At 68.0% G+C, this 16314-nt stretch carries 18 protein-coding genes; 11 read left to right on the top strand and 7 right to left on the bottom strand.

Going from position 1 to position 16314, the window contains the following annotated elements:
- The first annotated feature begins 22 nt into the window (after positions 1 to 22).
- On the top strand, positions 23 to 403 hold the full coding sequence (locus ACP7AI_RS04370; protein WP_426164505.1) for a DoxX family protein: 381 nt from the start codon (positions 23 to 25) through the stop codon (positions 401 to 403).
- The gene (locus tag ACP7AI_RS04365; protein WP_426164503.1) at positions 404 to 1060 is read left to right on the top strand and encodes a hypothetical protein; all 657 of its coding nucleotides are present in this window, start codon (positions 404 to 406) and stop codon (positions 1058 to 1060) included.
- A gap of 6 nt (positions 1061 to 1066) precedes the next feature.
- Here the strand turns inward: ACP7AI_RS04365 and ACP7AI_RS04360 are convergent, their stop codons facing one another.
- Positions 1067 to 1309, bottom strand: coding sequence for a DUF2188 domain-containing protein (locus ACP7AI_RS04360; RefSeq protein WP_426164501.1), 243 nt, complete (start codon positions 1307 to 1309; stop codon positions 1067 to 1069).
- A 159-nt stretch (positions 1310 to 1468) separates the two neighbouring features.
- On the opposite strand from ACP7AI_RS04360, the gene ACP7AI_RS04355 reads away from it, so the two are divergent.
- Together ACP7AI_RS04355 and ACP7AI_RS04350 are read left to right on the top strand one after the other, a co-directional pair.
- A complete protein-coding gene (locus tag ACP7AI_RS04355; protein WP_426164499.1) occupies positions 1469 to 3067 on the top strand; it encodes a SulP family inorganic anion transporter in 1599 nt (532 codons plus the stop codon).
- Entirely contained in the window at positions 3064 to 3702 is a 639-nt protein-coding gene (locus tag ACP7AI_RS04350; RefSeq protein WP_426164497.1) for a carbonic anhydrase, read from the top strand. The genes ACP7AI_RS04355 and ACP7AI_RS04350 overlap by 4 nt, the downstream gene beginning before the upstream one ends.
- Here ACP7AI_RS04350 and ACP7AI_RS04345 read toward each other — a convergent pair.
- Positions 3699 to 4322, bottom strand: coding sequence for a TetR/AcrR family transcriptional regulator (locus tag ACP7AI_RS04345; RefSeq protein ID WP_426166552.1), 624 nt, complete (start codon positions 4320 to 4322; stop codon positions 3699 to 3701). The genes ACP7AI_RS04350 and ACP7AI_RS04345 overlap by 4 nt on opposite strands.
- Before the next feature lie 99 nt (positions 4323 to 4421).
- Here ACP7AI_RS04345 and ACP7AI_RS04340 point away from each other — a divergent pair, with 99 nt between their 5' ends.
- The 3 genes from ACP7AI_RS04340 (at position 4422) to ACP7AI_RS04330 (ending at position 8455) form a co-directional block, all read left to right on the top strand.
- The gene (locus tag ACP7AI_RS04340; protein WP_426164495.1) at positions 4422 to 6740 is read left to right on the top strand and encodes a TonB-dependent receptor; all 2319 of its coding nucleotides are present in this window, start codon (positions 4422 to 4424) and stop codon (positions 6738 to 6740) included.
- Between the two features lie 156 nt (positions 6741 to 6896).
- Positions 6897 to 7163, top strand: coding sequence for a hypothetical protein (locus ACP7AI_RS04335; RefSeq protein WP_426164493.1), 267 nt, complete (start codon positions 6897 to 6899; stop codon positions 7161 to 7163).
- A gap of 14 nt (positions 7164 to 7177) precedes the next feature.
- Complete coding sequence (locus ACP7AI_RS04330) at positions 7178 to 8455, top strand: L,D-transpeptidase family protein (protein WP_426164491.1); 1278 nt, start codon at positions 7178 to 7180, stop codon at positions 8453 to 8455.
- On the opposite strand, the gene ACP7AI_RS04325 is transcribed toward ACP7AI_RS04330, so the two are convergent.
- Positions 8452 to 9645 carry an aminotransferase gene (locus ACP7AI_RS04325; RefSeq protein ID WP_426164489.1) on the bottom strand — a complete coding sequence of 398 codons (1194 nt, stop codon included), beginning with the start codon at positions 9643 to 9645 and terminating at the stop codon, positions 8452 to 8454. The genes ACP7AI_RS04330 and ACP7AI_RS04325 overlap by 4 nt on opposite strands.
- A gap of 80 nt (positions 9646 to 9725) precedes the next feature.
- Between ACP7AI_RS04325 and ACP7AI_RS04320 the strand changes: the two genes are divergently transcribed.
- From ACP7AI_RS04320 to ACP7AI_RS04305, 4 genes are all read left to right on the top strand, one after another.
- A complete protein-coding gene (locus ACP7AI_RS04320) occupies positions 9726 to 10148 on the top strand; it encodes a hypothetical protein (RefSeq protein WP_426164486.1) in 423 nt (140 codons plus the stop codon).
- Between the two features lie 48 nt (positions 10149 to 10196).
- On the top strand, positions 10197 to 12260 hold the full coding sequence (gene ligA, locus ACP7AI_RS04315) for an NAD-dependent DNA ligase LigA (RefSeq protein ID WP_426164483.1): 2064 nt from the start codon (positions 10197 to 10199) through the stop codon (positions 12258 to 12260).
- 23 nt (positions 12261 to 12283) lie between these two features.
- Positions 12284 to 13249, top strand: a complete 966-nt coding sequence (locus ACP7AI_RS04310; protein WP_426164481.1) for an alpha/beta fold hydrolase — start codon at positions 12284 to 12286, stop codon at positions 13247 to 13249.
- A gap of 141 nt (positions 13250 to 13390) precedes the next feature.
- Positions 13391 to 13531, top strand: coding sequence for a hypothetical protein (locus tag ACP7AI_RS04305; RefSeq protein WP_426164479.1), 141 nt, complete (start codon positions 13391 to 13393; stop codon positions 13529 to 13531).
- A gap of 25 nt (positions 13532 to 13556) precedes the next feature.
- Here the strand turns inward: ACP7AI_RS04305 and ACP7AI_RS04300 are convergent, their stop codons facing one another.
- Genes ACP7AI_RS04300 through pnuC form a run of 4 tightly spaced genes read right to left on the bottom strand, consistent with a single transcriptional unit; the run spans position 13557 to position 16263 of the window.
- Entirely contained in the window at positions 13557 to 14468 is a 912-nt protein-coding gene (locus ACP7AI_RS04300) for a 50S ribosomal protein L11 methyltransferase (RefSeq protein ID WP_426164477.1), read from the bottom strand.
- A complete protein-coding gene (locus ACP7AI_RS04295) occupies positions 14458 to 15159 on the bottom strand; it encodes an SDR family NAD(P)-dependent oxidoreductase (protein ID WP_426164475.1) in 702 nt (233 codons plus the stop codon). The genes ACP7AI_RS04300 and ACP7AI_RS04295 overlap by 11 nt, the downstream gene beginning before the upstream one ends.
- 37 nt (positions 15160 to 15196) lie before the next feature.
- Entirely contained in the window at positions 15197 to 15709 is a 513-nt protein-coding gene (locus tag ACP7AI_RS04290; protein ID WP_426164473.1) for an AAA family ATPase, read from the bottom strand.
- Positions 15706 to 16263 (bottom strand): nicotinamide riboside transporter PnuC, encoded by a 558-nt coding sequence (pnuC, locus tag ACP7AI_RS04285; RefSeq protein ID WP_426164471.1) that lies wholly within the window; start codon positions 16261 to 16263, stop codon positions 15706 to 15708. The genes ACP7AI_RS04290 and pnuC overlap by 4 nt, the downstream gene beginning before the upstream one ends.
- Between the last annotated feature and the right edge of the window lie 51 nt (positions 16264 to 16314).

Here is a 16314-nt window from a genome sequence, read left to right as displayed (position 1 = left end):
CCGCCGCGAACAACTCCGCACCATGCTGCGCTGGCTGCTTTCCGTGATCTATTTCACTGTCGGCTGCATCCATCTGCGCTCACCCGAGGCGTTTTTGCCGATCGTGCCGGCCTGGGTGCCGAGCCCGCGCGAGACGATCCTGCTCACCGGTGTCTGTGAAATCATCGGCGCCGTCGCGCTGTTCGTGCCGCGGCTGCGCTGGCTGGCGGGGCTGGCGCTCGCCGCTTATGCCGTCGCGGTCTATCCGGCCAACATCAAGCATGCGCTGGAAGGCGTGAAGGTCGGCGGCACGGCGCTCGGCTGGGGCTATCATGCGCCGCGCCTGGCGTTCCAGCCGGTGTTCGTCTGGTGGGCGTTGTTCGCCGGCGGCGTCGTCGACTGGCCGTGGCGCAAGGCTCGCTAGGTGTTCGTCGGCCATTTTGCGGCCGGGATCGTCGGCAAGATCGCCTGCCCGAGGCTGCCGCTGTGGCCGTTGATCGGTGCCAGCCAGCTTCTCGACCTCGGCTGGGCGACGCTCGTCATGGCGGGCGTCGAGAAATTGCGCATCGTGCCGGGGCTGCCGGGCAGCCCGCTCGACCTTTATTACATGCCCTGGACGCACAGCCTGCCCACCGCGCTGCTATGGTCGGCGGTCGCCGGGCTGCTGGCGGCGCGGTGGTGGCAGGGGGTGCCCAGGGCCGGGATCGTCGTCGCGCTGGTGGTGTTTTCGCACTGGCTGCTCGACCTTGTCGCACACCGGCCCGACCTCGGCCTGTGGTTCGACAGCATGAAGGTGGGGCTGGGCCTGTGGAACCTGCCCCAGCCGGAGATGGCGCTGGAGATGGGCGTGGTGGCGCTGGCGGGGGGCGGCTGGATCGCGTTGCGCAAGGACCAGGGCCTCGCCGCGGGTCCGGCGCTGGGGTTCCTGCTGCTGCTGACGGTGCTGCAGATGGTTTCGCTGGTGTCCGGCGCCGCCGAAAACGGCGTGCAGATGGGCCTGCTGGCGCTGTTCGGCTATGGCGTGACGATGGCCGGAGCCTGGGTGGCGGAGCGGCGCGACAAGGCGGCCATTCATCGATAACGCCGGTTATTCGTCGATGACGTCGGCGATGGGGCGATCATCGCCCCTGGCGACTTCCTCATGCCATTTGCCGTCGGCGTCCTGCCAACTGATCGGCACGGTTTCGCCGCCGAGTTGCTGTTCGGCGACGACGGCACGGGCGGCGGCCAGGGCATCGTCATGAGTGCGGAAGGTTTCGGCAAAGACGTCGCCGAGCTTGTAGGTCCAGCCACCGTCATGCTCGACGATGCGATAGTGGATCTCGGTCATCGACTTTCTCCGCGTGGGTGCAGGCAAGACTGGAACGCTACTGGCGCAAGACCGTTCCGCAGCCATATTATACTTTGGTCTGGGTGTCTTGCAGGTTGCACCGCAGCATTGGCCGGGTTAGATGAACTCCCTGTAATGTAACATCGGTCCGGAGAGCGAATGGCGAGCAAGAGTGTGGCGGCAAGCAAGCGGGGCCTGTTTTCCAGCTGGCGGTCCGACCTTCCGGCCTCGATTGTCGTGGCGCTGGTTGCCTTGCCGCTTTGCCTCGGCGTCGCGCTTGCATCGGGGGCGCCGCTGTTCTCCGGACTGATCGCCGGAGTCGTCGGCGGCATCGTCATCGGCGCGTTGAGCGGCTCTCCATTGTCGGTCAGCGGCCCTGCTGCCGGCCTCACCGCCATCGTCTTCGGCGCCATCGAGCGGCTGCCGACCTACGAGGTGTTCCTGCTTGCCGTTTGTCTGGCGGGTGCGCTGCAGCTGCTGTTCTCGCTGACCCGTGCCGGCGTGCTCAGCGAATTCGTGCCGTCGTCCGTCATCGTCGGCATGCTCGCCGCCATCGGCATCATCCTGATTCTGAAGCAGTTGCCCTATGCCATTGGCTATAATGGCGATTACGAAGGCAGCTTCACGTTCAGCGAGCCCGGCGGCAGCAACACGCTCAGCCATTTGTCGATGCTGTTGCGCGAACAGATCATCTGGGGATCGGCGCTGATCGCGGCGGTCTCGATCGTCTTCATGATCTGGTGGGACAAGGCGAAGCCCAAGGACGGCCCGCTGAAACTGTTGCCGGGGCCGCTGGTCGTCGTCGTATTCGGCGTGGTCGCCAACATGGTGTTCGGCATGGTGGCGCCGGGCCTCGCGATCGGTCCCGAGCATCTGGTCCAGGTGCCGGTGCCGAAATCGACCGGCGAGTTCATCGGCCTGTTCCGCACCCCCGACTTCAGCGCCATCGGCAACAGCGCGATGTGGGTCGCGGCGATCACCATCGCCATCGTCGCCAGTCTCGAATCGCTGCTCAGCGTCAAGGCTGTCGACGAGATCGATCCCAAGCGGCGCGTGACCGACAAGAATCGCGAATTGCTCGCCCAGGGCGCCGGCAACCTGGTGTCGGGTCTCCTTGGCGGCATCCCGGTCACCTCGGTCATCGTGCGCAGCTCGGCGAACGTCGAATCGGGTGCCGACAGCCGGCTGTCGACGATGCTGCACGGCACCTGGCTGCTGCTCAGCGTGGTGCTGATTCCCTTCGTTCTCAACATGATCCCGCTGTCGGCGCTGGCCGCGGTGCTGATCATGACCGGCTACAAGCTGACGAAGCCCAAGCTGTATACCGAGCGCTGGAGCCATGGCTGGACGCAGTTCGTGCCGTTCGTGGCGACCATCGCGGCGATCCTGTTCACCGACCTTTTGCGCGGGATCATCATCGGGCTGGTCATCGGCTTCGGCTTTGTCATCGCGCGCAATTTCAGCACGGCGATCAGCTATGTCGAGAACGGCGACACCTGCATGGTGCGGGCGCGTCGGGACCTGTATTTCATCCACAAGGTCCAGCTGCAAAAGGCGCTGTCGCGTATCCCGGACAATTGCGACGTGCTGATCGACCTGTCGGCGACCAGCTATGTCGACCTCGACAACATCGACATCATCAACGCCTTTGCCAAGGGCGCGCCGTTTCGTGGTATCACGGTGCTGGTCAAGGGCGATGCTGCCGGCCGCACCGCCTCGCAGATCGAGGCTCCGCTCAAGAAGGTGCGTTTCGCATGAACGAATACAAGCAGCTCCTGCTCGCCAACCGAGCCTGGGCGGCCGAACAGCTTCATGACGATCCCGACTATTTCAGTCGGCACCTGGTCGGGCAGCGGCCGGAATTCCTGTGGATCGGTTGCTCCGACAGCCGCGTGTCGCCCGACCAGATGACCGATTCGACGCCGGGCGGCCTGTTCATCCACCGCAATGTCGCGAACCTGGTGTCGACGGCCGATCTCAACCTGATGGCGGTGCTGCAATATGCCGTCGACGTGCTCGAGGTGCCGCACATCATCGTCTGCGGCCACTATGGTTGCGGCGGTATCACGACGGCGCTCGATGGCAATGTCGAGGGGCCGATCGACCGCTGGCTGGAGAACGCCCGCGAGGTCCATGCCAACCACGCCCATGAGATCGACGCGATGCCCGACCGCGAGGCGCGGGTGAACCGCTTTGTCGAGTGCAACGTCCGCGACCAGCTGGTGAAGCTTGCCAATACCGCGACCGTGCAAGGGGCATTCGCCCGCCAGGCCAAGTTGTGCCTGTACGGCTGGGTCTATGACATGCGCAACGGCCATATCGAGCCGCTGCTGGAGATCGACGCGACCACGGCTCTCGATACCGTGCCGCAGCCGGGGCGCGTGCTGGTCTAGGGCGCTGCCAGCCCGTTGCTGACCAGTCCGGCCGCCACCTCCGCCACCGCCTCGGGTGACAGGCTCTCGTCCCAGACGCCGAAGCGCAGACCGAGAAAGACGTTCATGCCCATGATCGCCCAGGCGCGGACGGTCATGTCGCCGTCCGAAATCTCGCCGCGGCCATGGGCGGCGCTTAGCGAGGCGGCATAGCCTTCCGCGATCTCGCGATAATGGCGGCGATAGGCGTCCTCGGCGACAAAGGCGCTTTCGTCGATGATGCGATAGAGCGCCTTGTGCTGGCGGACGAAGCCGATGAAGGCGGCGATGCCGGCGCGTTCCCCCGACAATCGGTCGGGGGCGGCGAGAATGACGGGCGCCACCGTCTCGCGGACTTGGCGGCTCATGTCGGCGACGAGGGCGCGAAAGATCGCCTCCTTCGAATCGAAATAGGTGTAGAAACTGCCGATGGCGACGCCGCCGCGCTGGGCGATGCGGGCGATCGAGCCTTCGTGATAACCGCGCTCCCCGAATTCCTCGGCGGCCGCGTCGAGGATGGCGCGCAGCGTGCGGCGGCCGCGTTCGGTGCGCGGGGTCTTGTCCGGCGCGTCGGCAAGCTGTGGCTTCTCGGGCACATCCATCATCGGTGTTCGATGCCTAGTTGAATAGTGGTTCAGGTTTCAGTATTGCACGCCCCAACGATACGCAACCGTTATGCGTGAACCGTCGGGGAGACAAACATGGCCATCTCAATTCGCGCTGCCCTCACGCTCGGCGTGGCATTTTCGGCGCTGTTGCCGGTGGCGCCGGCGGGAGCCCAGTCGATCACCGAGGCCGCAAGCGCCGATGCCGAGATCATCGTTACCGCCCGCCGCCGCGACGAACGGCTGATCGACGTGCCGGTCGCGGTCACCGCGTTCGGTGCCGCCGATGTGGCGCGGCTGCAGGCGATCGACCTCGGCGGGTTGCAGGGGGCGTCGCCCAATCTCAACATCGTCCAGGGCCGCGGTTCGTCGGCCAGCGCCAACATCTTCATCCGCGGCATCGGCCAGCCCGACGCGCTGCAGACCTTCGATCCCGCCGTCGGTGTCTATGTCGATGGCGTCTATCTCAGCCGCATCCAGGGCGCGCTGCTCAGCCTCAACGATGTCGAGCGCATCGAGGTGCTGCGCGGGCCGCAGGGCACGCTGTACGGCAAGAACACCATCGGCGGCGCCGTCTCGATCGTGTCGAAAAAGCCCGATCTCGGCGTGCTCAAGGGCGAGGCCAGCGCCCAATATGGCAGCTACAACCAGATCCTCCTCAACGGCTATGTCTCGGCTCCGATCATTGCCGACAAGCTGGCATTGTCGCTGGCTGGCCAATGGGACAAGCGCGACGGCATCGTCACCGATCCGCTGACGGGCAAGGAATACAACGATCGCAACGGCATCAGCGCCCGCGCCATCCTGCGCGCCAAGCCGGCGGAGACGGTCGAGCTGATCCTGTCGGGTGACTACACCCGCCAGCGCACGGCGCTGACGCTCGGCTATGCGACAACGCCGCTGATCCAGACCAGCCTGTTCCCGGTGGCGGTGAAGACGCTGGTGCCGGCCAACCCCTATGGCCCCTATGACTACAAGGCTTCGACCAGTTTCCGGAACGGCGAGGGCCAGAAGCTCGACCATTGGGGCGTGTCGCTGACCGCCAATGTCGAGCTTTCGGACGTCTTCACGGTGACCTCGATCACCGCCTATCGCAAGCTGCGCCCCGATTTCTTCATCGACATCGATGCCACCGAGGCCGAATTGGGCGATGTCTTCGTCGGCGTCGACCAGCACCAGTTCAGCCAGGAGGTGCAGCTGAAATGGGATGCCGGCAAGTTCAAGGGCGTGTTCGGGCTCTATTACCTCAACGAGACCGTCCGCTCGCACCAGGAAGCCTATGCCGACGACCTGTTCACCTTCCTCGGCGGCCCGGTGACCTTCACCCGCTTCATCGACGATGTGCAGAACACCAAGTCGTACGCGGCGTTCGGCCAGGCGACCTATGATTTCACCGATCGGCTCTCGCTGACGGCGGGGCTGCGCTATACCAAGGAAGATCGCAGCTACAACCGCGTCACCACCACGACATCGAACCTGGCGGCGCTGGTTGGCCGCTTTGCCTTCCCCGACAATCTGCCCGCGCCGCTGAATGGCGACAACACCGCCAGCTTCGACGCCTGGACGCCGATGGCGACACTGTCGTTCAAGCCCGTCGACGACACGTTGCTTTATGTGTCGGCCAGCCGCGGTTTCAAGTCGGGTGGTTTCAACGGCCGCGCCAACTCGCTCAACGACCTGACATTGGTGGTCAACGGCACGCCGACGCTGGTGACGCGGTTCGAGCCGGAAAAAGTCTGGACCTATGAGGCCGGCGCCAAGGGCGTGTTCATGGGCGGCAAGGTGCGGCTGTCGGGCGATGTCTTCTACAGCGACTATACCGATTTCCAGGCCCGCGTCGGCGGCGGCACGGTCGGCGCCGCCAATACCGGCGTGTTCCCGGTGATCAACGCCGGCAAGCTGCGCATCTGGGGCATCGAGGCCGAGGCGGCGGTGCGTCCGGCGACCAACTGGAACCTGCGTATGGCGTTCGGTTACCTCGACGCCAAATACCAGGAGTTCAACGACGGCCGCCGCGTGCCGCCGTCGACCTTCTCGTGCAACCCGACCGGCGCCGCGATCACCTGCAAGCCGGCCTTTGCGCCGCCGATCACGCTGACGCTCGGCACCGACTATACCATCCCGCTGGGCAGCGCCGGATCGATCACGCTCGGCGGCGACGCCCGTTTCGTCGACAAGCATTTCCTGTCGGTCGACAATCGCCCGGGGCTGACCGAGCCGGGCTATTGGCTGGCCAATGCCTATGTCCAGTACGATGCGTCGGGCGGGCAATTCTATGTCCGCGGCGGCGTCAAGAACCTCGCCAACACGCTGTACCGCACCGACGGGCAGGAGTTCTCGTCGGTCGGCAACATCCAGACCGTCTATTACGGCGATCCGCGGACCTGGAGCATCACCGGCGGCTTCCGCTTCTGACGCGCGTCGAGCGGCGCGCTGTCCCGGGTGGACGGCACGGCGATCGTATCGCCTCGATTTGCGCTCGACTTGCCGACGCGGCACGGCGCCGTTCATATGCCCGCAAGCTTTCGACCGACATTCCGGATGACGGTTATGGTGAAAGTGGAGGGTCTCTTGCGTATCCCAATCCTGGCTCTGGCGGTTTTCGGCAGCCTCGCGCTCGGCGCCTGTGCGCAGCGCAGTGAAGTCGCGGCCGCGCCGCCGCTGCCGCCACCGCCGCCCCCGCCGCTGGGCGCCGTCGCCGGCAGCGTCGCTGCCGATCGCGACGGCGATGGCATCATCGACGGCTATTACACGTCGGATGGCATCTACCACGCCAACTATGTGCCGCCGCCGCCGCCGCCGATGCCGATGCCGACCCGCCGCGGCGAACGCGGCTGATCCTGCTGCGGGGAATGCCGAACCTCGGGGTTCCCCGCTGGCTGCTGCCTGTTGTGCTGTCGTTCGCGATTGCGGCGCCGGCTGCGGCGCAGCCTGCCGACCTGCGCGCAGCGATCCGCAGCGAGGCGCGTGGCAAGGTTCGCGACTTCTATGCGACACGCGGTTTCCAGCCGCTCTGGGCTGCCGACGGCGCGATCCCGCCGCAGGCGGCGGCGCTGGTCGATGATCTCGCCACCGCCGATGCCGACGGCCTGAAGCCATCGTCGTACAAGCCGCAAAAGCTCCTCGATGCCATTGCGGCGGCCCGCGGCGGCGATGCGCGCGCCGTGGCCCGGGCGGAGGTGCTGCTGTCGACCAGCCTTGCCCGCTATGTCCGCGACCTGCGCAAGCCGCGGGGCGGCGACGAGATGACCTGGCTCGACCCGCGGCTGAAGCCGGCGAAGCTGGCGCCCGACGCCGTGCTGCGCGCCGCTGCACTGCCGCAGCCCTTTGCCGATTATGTCGCGACGATGGGCTGGATGAGCCCGCATTATCTGCGGCTGCGCAGGCAGGTGATGCGGGCACGGGCCGACGGCGCCGACCGGGAGACACTCGACCGGCTGCGGCGCAACCTCGATCGGGCGCGGGTGCTGCCGGGCCCCTGGACCCATCATGTCGTTGTCGACGCATCGTCGGGGCGGCTCTGGTACTATCAGGCCGGCCGGCAGCTTGGCGCCATGAAGGTCGTCGTCGGCCGGCCGGAGACGCCGACGCCGATGCTCGCGGGCATGCTGCAATATGCGGTCCTCAACCCCTATTGGAACGTCCCCGTCGACCTGGCGCAGACGCTGGTGGCGCCGAAAGTGCTCGCCGGGCGGTCGCTGAAGGCGATGGGCTATGAGGCGCTGTCGGACTGGTCCGTGGCACCGCAGCGCTTGCCGGCGAGCGCCATCGACTGGCCGGCGGTAGCGGCGGGCACGCAGGAGCTGCGGCTGCGCCAGCTGCCGGGCGGGGCCAATTCGATGGGGCGCGTGAAGTTCATGTTCCCCAACGACCTCGGCATCTATCTCCACGACACGCCCGATCGTCATTTGTTCAAGCCGGCGGACCGGCATTTCAGCAATGGCTGCATCCGGCTGGAGGATGCACCGGCTTTGGGGAAGTGGCTGCTGGGGCGGCCGATCCGGGGTGCCGGCCGGGCGCCGGAACAGGCGGTGCCGCTGGCGGCGCCGGTGCCGGTGTATCTGACCTATCTGACCGTGCAGGACGACGGGGTCGGGTTTCGGGAGGACGTTTACGGGCGGGATCGCTAGGGCTGTCCCGAACCTCGGCGGGAGCCGACTTGGCTCGCCAGCAAAGCCGGCAGTGCCGCCGTCATCCGCGCGATTGCGCCGTCCAGCACCGCGTCCTGCTTGGCGAAGCACAGGCGCAGCGTGCTGGTGACCGGATCGTCGGCGTAGAAGGCGGAGACCGGGATGCTCGCGACGCCGGCGGCGATCAGCCGGTCGGCCACCTCGACATCGCCGTGGCCGATGCCCGAGGCGGTGAGGTCGATCGAGACGAAATAGGTGCCGGCACTGGGCAGCATCGCAAAGCCGGCGGCGGCGAGGCCGGTGACGAGCCGGTCGCGCGACCGCTGGAAGCCGGCACGCATCGCGGTGAACCAGCCGGGGTCCTTGGCGAGCCCCTGGGCGATGCCGGCCTGCAGGTTGGGCGGGGTGGTAAAGGTGAGAAACTGGTGCGAGCGGGCGAGGGCGCGGGTGAGGTCGGGGCCGGCGCACATCCAGCCGACCTTCCAGCCGGTCAGGGCGAAGATCTTGCCGCCGGAGCCGATCTTAACGCTGCGCTCGCGTAGTGCCGGCACGGCGAGGACGCTGGTGTGGGCGGCGCCGTCGAAGACGACATGTTCCCAGACCTCGTCGCTGACCACGATGGCGTCATGGGCGGCGGCGAAGCGGGCCAGCAGTTCGAGGCTGGCGCGGTCGAAGGTCGAGGCCGACGGGTTGAGCGGATTGTTGATGAGGACCACGCGGGTTTTCGGGCCGAAGACCGCGGCAAGGTCGGCTTCGCTGAACTGCCAGCGGGGCGGCGCCAGGCGCACCAGTCGCGGCACGCCGCCGGCACGGCGGACGAGCGGGAGGTAGGCATCGTAGAGCGGCTGGAACAGCACGACCTCGTCGCCCGGCGTGATTAGCGCCAGCAGCGCCGCGGCCAGCGCCTCGGTGGCGCCCGAGGTCACGGTGACCTCGCTTTCCCAGTCGAGATCGACCGCCTGGTGGGCGCGGTAATGGTCGGCGATGGCGCGGCGCAGCCCGGGCGTGCCGGCCATCGGCGGATACTGGTTCGAGCCCGTCAGCAGCGCCGCGGCGGCGGTGTCGAGGACATCCTGCGGCCAGCCGGCATCGGGAAAGCCCTGGCCGAGGTTGATGGCGCCGGTCGCCCGGGCGCGCGCCGACATGGTTTCGAAGATGGTGGTCGGCAGGCTGGCGTAGAGCGGGTTCATGAACGTGAATAGGGCGGGCGGGCGGGCCGGTGTCAATCGCAGCCGCGATACGTTAAGCTGGCGGCGCGGGAGGGACGCGAATGACGAAGCTGTGGGTGGCCGTGATGGCCGCGTTGCTGGCATGGCCGACATGGGCAGCGCCGTTCGAGTTCAGCCCGGTACCGCGCTGGGCGGAGGAGCCCGAAACCGAGGTCAAATGCGCCGCGGTGAAGGCCGAATGCCCGGCCCTGGCAAACAAGGACACAATCGAAGTCGAGGTCGGCTACGACGAGCTTTACGATGGCGACGGCATGCTCGTCGGGCTGCGGTTGACGCGATCGACTGAATGCAAGCCGCTCGACGAGGCGCTGCTGCTCAGCCAGCGCCGCTTCAAGCTGTTGTTCCACAAGGACGGCGTGCCCGATCTCGACAATATTCATGTCGAGGTCCGCAGCGGCGTCAAGCCGGAAGACGTGCGGGTGGTGAAGTCGAGCGGCACCAGCCTGTCGCTGGGCTGCAACTAGTCGGGCATGGCTTGGCGGCGGCGCCGGGGTGATGCTATCGGCGGCGCCATGGACATGCCGCCCGACGAAATGACCGAGGCCGAGGCCGCCGCCGAACTGGCGCGGCTCGGTGCGCTGATCGCCGAGCATGGCCGGCGCTATCACGGCGAGGATGCGCCGGTGATTTCGGATGCCGAGTATGACGCACTGGTGCAGCGGAACAGCGCCATCGAGGCGCGCTTTCCGCATCTGGTCCGCGAGGATAGCCCAAGCTGGAAGGTCGGCGCGGCGCCGGCAGCGGGGTTCGGCAAGGTGGTGCATTCGCGGCCGATGCTGAGCCTCGACAATGTGTTTTCGGATGACGAGGCGCGCGAGTTCGTCGGGCGGGTGCGGCGTTTCCTGGGGCTGTCCGCCGAGGAGCCGGTGGCGCTGCTCGCCGAAGCCAAGATCGATGGGCTGTCGTGCAGCCTGCGTTATGAGGGGCGGCGGCTGGTGACGGCGGCGACGCGCGGCGACGGTGCGGTTGGTGAGAATGTCACCGCCAATGTCCGCCATGTGTCGGGGCTGGCGATGACGCTTCCGGACGACGCCCCCGATGTCGCCGAGGTGCGCGGCGAAGTCTATATGCGCAAGGCCGATTTTGCCGCGCTCAACGCCCGCCAGGCGGTGGCAGGGGACAAGGTGTTCGCCAACCCGCGCAACGCCGCCGCGGGCTCGCTGCGCCAGCTCGATGCGAGCATCACGGCGGCGCGGCCGCTGTGTTTCCTGGCGCATGGCTGGGGGGAAATGAGCGCGGTCCCGGGCGATACTCAGACCGGCGTCATGGCGGTGATCGCGGGCTGGGGTTTCGACATCGGCGACTTGCGGGCGCAGTGCGATTCCATCGAGGCGGCGCTTGCATTCACCCGGCGGATCGAGGCGATGCGGGCCGACCTGCCCTTCGATATCGACGGCGTCGTGTACAAGGTCGATCGGCTCGACTGGCAGGCGCGGCTGGGGCAGGTGGCGCGCAGCCCGCGCTGGGCGGTCGCGCACAAATTCGCCGCCGAGCAGGCCGAAACGACGCTGCTGGCGATCGATATCCAGGTCGGCCGCACCGGATCGCTGACGCCGGTGGCGCGACTGCAGCCGGTGACGGTCGGCGGGGTCGTCGTCACCAACGCGACGCTGCACAATGAAGACGAGATCAACCGGCTCGACGTGCGCGCCGGCGACCGGGTGCGGGTGCAGCGCGCCGGCGACGTCATCCCGCAGATCCTCGGCCGGGTGCCGTCGGACGCGGCGCGCGGCCCGGCCTATGAGTTCCCCGATCATTGCCCGGTGTGCGCCTCGACGGCGGTGCGGGAGGAGGGCGGGGTGGTGCGGCGGTGCACCGGCGGGCTGACCTGCCCGGCGCAGCGCAACGAGCGGCTGCGGCATTTCGTGTCGCGGCTGGCCTTCGATATCGAGGGGCTGGGCAGCGAGCGCATCGAGCAGTTCGCCGCCGCGGGCATGATCGCGACGCCCGCCGACATCTTCCGGCTGGAACGCGACGCGTTGCTGGCGCTGCCGGGGTTCAAGGCGAAATCGGTCGACAATCTGCGCGGCGCCATCGCGGCGCGGCGTTCGGTCGGGCTCGATCGATTCCTTTATGCGCTCGGCATCCGCCATGTCGGCGAGGTGACGGCGCGCGACCTGGCGCGGGCGTTCGGATCGGCCGAGGGCCTGCGCGACGCGGCGCTGGCGGCGGCCGACGATCCGGAAGCACTTGCCCGGCTCACCGACATCAGTGGCATCGGGCCGGTGGTCGCCGAGGCGCTGGTGGATTTCTTTGCCGAACCGCACAACCAGGCGACCTTTGCCGACTTGCTGGGGCAGGTGACGCCCGAAGCGCTGGTGGCGGCGCGGCAGACGGCGCTGACCGGCAAGACGGTGGTGTTCACCGGCTCGCTGACGGCGCTGACCCGCGACGAGGCGCGGGCGCAGGCCGAGGCGCTGGGTGCCAAGGTGGCGGGATCGGTCTCGGCGCGCACCGACCTCGTCGTGGCCGGCGCCGACGCGGGGTCGAAGCGCGCCAAGGCAGAGGCGCTGGGCGTGCGGGTGATTGACGAGGCCGAATGGCAGGCGCTGGTGGCGGACGCAGCGGGCGGTTGACGGACTTTGCAGGGGGCGGGGGCATGACGATCGGGCGGCGCGCGGTGATGGCCGGCATGGCGGCGGCATTGCTGCCCGGGGTGGCGCGAGCGGCCGAGGCCGGGGTGCCGCCACCCGATCGCGAGCTGCGCGTCAAGGTCGCCGGCGGCAGCCTGTATGTGCGGATCAACGGCGACCTGAAGGCGAAGCGGCCGCCGCTGCTCATGGTCCATGGCGGGCCGGGCGGCGCGCTGTGGCAATTCTTCCCGGCGCTGCCGCTCGCCGACACGCGCGCGGTGGTGCTCTATGACCAGCTCGACAGCGGGCGCTCCGACGCGCCGGGCGACAAGGCCAACTGGACCGTCGATCGTTTTGTCGGGGAGATCGCCGCGATCCGCGCGGCCCTGGGATTGGAGCAGGTGCATCTGCTCGGCCACAGCTGGGGCGGCATCGTCGCCAACCGTTATGCCGCCACCCGTCCGGCGGGCTTGCGGAGCCTGGTCCTGCAGGGGGCGCCGCTGTCGGCGAGGCGTGCGAAGGACAGTATCGCCAGCCTGCTGCCGGGCCTGCCCGATGGTGCCGGCGCGGTGCTGGCGGCGGGGGCGGCCAGCGATCCGGCAGCCTATGGCAAGGCGATGGGGGTGTTCATGCGCAAGCACCTCGCCAGGACGAGCGTGCGTGATGTCGCCATGCCCTATATGGCGCCGACGCCCGAGGACCGCGGTGATGCGGTGGCGGCAGCGATCGCGGGTACCGACCTGGTGGGCGGTTTCGAAGGCGCGCTCGCCGGCTTCGATGACGACGGCCTGGCGCGGCGGGTGACCGCGCCGACGCTGCTGATGTGCGGCGAGCTCGACATCATGACGCCGGCCGCGACGCGGGCGATGCTGCCGCTGTTCGGTCGGGCCGATTTTGCGATGCTCTCGGGAGCGGGGCACATGGCGCAGTTCGATGCGCCGGCGGCGTGGCGCGACACGCTCTCAAGGTTCATCGCACGCCATGATGGATGAGCGCACAAGTGCCTGATTCCGTTTCGCCATGCATTCGGTGCATGGCTGCTCATCGCAATGATGCAGTGCACAATCATTTCGGTTGTCTTTATATCCCACTTTGTCGATGGGAATTAGCCCACGACGATGAGGAGACAAGCGATGAAGGTTATCCTTCAGGACTACGAGCCTCGGCAGCGTCCGTTCGGCGATGCCGAACAGAAGACCAAGCCGATGGTCCGCAAGCCCCGCCTGCGCCTTAACCCGGTGGTCAGCGACAACAGGCTGTTCCACGCGCTTTAGGCGCTAACGACGTTGAGGCTCCGCGCTAATCCGCGCGAGCAGGCCGCGTCAGCACCAGGCAGGGCCATTCGCCCAGCCGGTGTTGGCGTAGCGGCACGATTCCGTGCCGGCGATACGCCGCACGCACCCGGCGCGCCTGCGATTGCAGCAGCCCGGCCAGCACCAGCACACCGCCCGGCGCCAGCAGGCGCGACACATCACGGCTGATGTCGATCAGCGGGGCGGCGAGAATGTTCGCCATTATCAGGTCATAGGGCGCGCGCACCGCGAGGCGCAGGTGCGCGACCCCGGCGGCCTCCACCAGTTCGATACGCCCGGCGCTGCGGCCCTCCGGCATGGCATTGTCGTGCAAATTGCCGCGCGTGACCGCAACCGATACCGGATCGATGTCGCTGGCGATGGTCCGGGCTTTCCGCCAGCGTCGCGCCGCGCCGATGGCCAGCACGCCGGTGCCGGTGCCCAGGTCGGCGATCCCGCTGAATTTGCGACGTTTGGCGAGCCGGTCGATGGCGAGCAGGCAACCGTGCGTCGTCGCGTGCTGGCCGGTGCCGAAGGCGAGCCCGGCCTCGATGGCGATGCCGATGTCGCCGATCCGCACCGCATCGGCATGGGCGGCGGTGTGGACGACGAACCGCCCGGCGCGCACCGGCTCCAGCCCGCGCTGCGACAATGTCGTCCAGTCGGCAGCGGGCAGGGGGGCGATCGTCACGTCGCGCGCCGCCGGGAACAGCGCGACGATGCGCGCCACCAGGTCCGGCGCCGGTTCGTCGGCGAAATAGGCGGTCATCACCCAGTCGTCGGGACGGTCGGGGTCGGGCTCCTCCACATTCAGTGTCGGGGGATCGAGCAGGTCGGGAAAGACATCGCCGATCTCGGGCATCGCCTCGGCATCGGCGCGGTTGCAGGCGAGCGTCAGCGCCCAGCCACTAGCGGACATAGCTGGCGCCGTTGATGTCGAGCGTCGCGCCGGTCAGCGAGGCCGGGGCGTCGGTGGCCAGCCAGCGGATCGTCTCGGCGACTTCGCCGGCGGTGGCGACGCGACCCAGCGGCGTGTCGGCGATGACCTGGGCGCCGGCCGGCGTGGCCATGTACGCCTCCGCCATGTCGGTCAGCGTAAAGCCCGGCGCCACGACATAGGCGACGATGTTCTGCGCGCCATAGCCGCGGGCGATGCTCTTGGTCATGGCGATCATGCCGGCCTTCGCCGCCGCATAGTGCCAGTGGGCGGGGCTGTCGCCGCGGTGGCCGGCGCGGCTGGCGACATTGACGATGCGGCCGCCGCCATTTTCCTGGAAGTGCAGCACGGCGTGGCGGCAAAGATCGGCGGCGGCCTGCAGGTTGATGGCAAGGCTGCGCGCCCAGATGGTGGCGAACTGGTCGGCGTCGGTGATGTCGGCATCCTCGAAGACGCCGGCATTGTTGATGACGACATCGATGCGGCCGCCGGCGCGGGCCAGCGCCGCGGCCCACAGGGCATCGGCGGCGCGGGGTTGGGCGAAATCGCTGGCGATGATGCCGTTGCTGCCGGCGGTGCTCTGCCCGATGACGTTGTGCCCGGCTGCGATCAGCACGTCGCGGGCGGCGGCGCCGATGCCGCGCGAGGCACCGGTAAGGAGGATGTTGGCCATGGCGCTGCTTTGGAGTGCCGCGCCGGCGCTTGCAACCTTATCGCGCCAGCAGTGCGGTGATCGCCGCCTCCGCGGCCAGGCGCCGGCCTTCCCAATCGCCGGCGATGATCACCGGCGTGATGCCGCGCAGCGCCAGTTCGTCGGCGATGGTGCGGTGGAACTTGGTGCGCGCGGCGCCGCCGAACAGGCGCGTGCCGTCGTCAATCCATGGCGTGTCGGGGGTGAACAGCAGGTAGAGGTCGGCATCGGCCTTGATGGCGCTGAGCAGCGGGTCGCGGCGGCCGTGCAGCATCCGCGACCAGGCGCTGGTCATCACGATGTCGGTGTCCTCGATGATCAGCGGCGGCTTGTCGGCCTCCAGTTGGCGGCGGGCCGCGAGGTGCCCCTCCGCGATGTCGCGCAGCGCGGCGACGGTGAAATCGGTGCCCAGCGTTTCCGCCCAGGACCGGCCATACTCCGCCATGACGACGCCGCCGAAGCGGGCCGCAAGCCGCTGCGCCAAGGTCGATTTTCCGGTGCTTTCGACGCCGATCAGGCAGGCGCGCTTCATGTCACGGCCCGGCGCCAGCTGTCCCACCCCCAGCAGGCGATGCACAGATAGACGGCATAAAGCCCGGCGGTGGCGAGCAGGCCCTGGTTGGCATAAAGCCACACCGACAGGATGTTGATGGCGATCCACAACGGCCAGCTTTCGACGTGGCGGCGATCGGTGAGGATCTGCGCGACCATCGACCAGGCGGCGTTGCCGGCATCGAACCAGGGGGCGGCGGCGTCGGTGTAGCGGCTCATCACCAGGCCGAGCAACGTGGTGCCGCAGATGCCGGCGGCGAAGACCATCAGCAGCGACCGGCGTTGCAGGGTGCGGACGGGCACCGGTTTGGTGACGTCGACGACGGCACGCCGCCAGTACCACCATCCGTAAAGCTGGGCAGCGAGGAAAAACACCTGCAGGCCGGCGGCGCTGTAGAGCCGGGCCTGGGCGAAAACGATGAAATAGAGGCAGACCGTCACTACGCCGAACGGATAGTTCAGCAGCGATCGCCGTGCGATCAGCGTGATGTTGACGAGGCCGAACAGCGCGGCAAGGGCTTCAAGCGGAGTCACGCCGAACTCTGTGCCGAAGAAATGCCCCCCGCGCCATCGGCACGGGGGGCA

It is taken from the genome of Sandarakinorhabdus sp. DWP1-3-1 (assembly GCF_049896705.1).
In the GTDB taxonomy this organism is placed as follows: Bacteria; Pseudomonadota; Alphaproteobacteria; order Sphingomonadales; family Sphingomonadaceae; genus Sandarakinorhabdus.
Note: the sequence above shows the minus strand (reverse complement) of the source record. Positions and strands in the feature narration are given on the sequence as shown.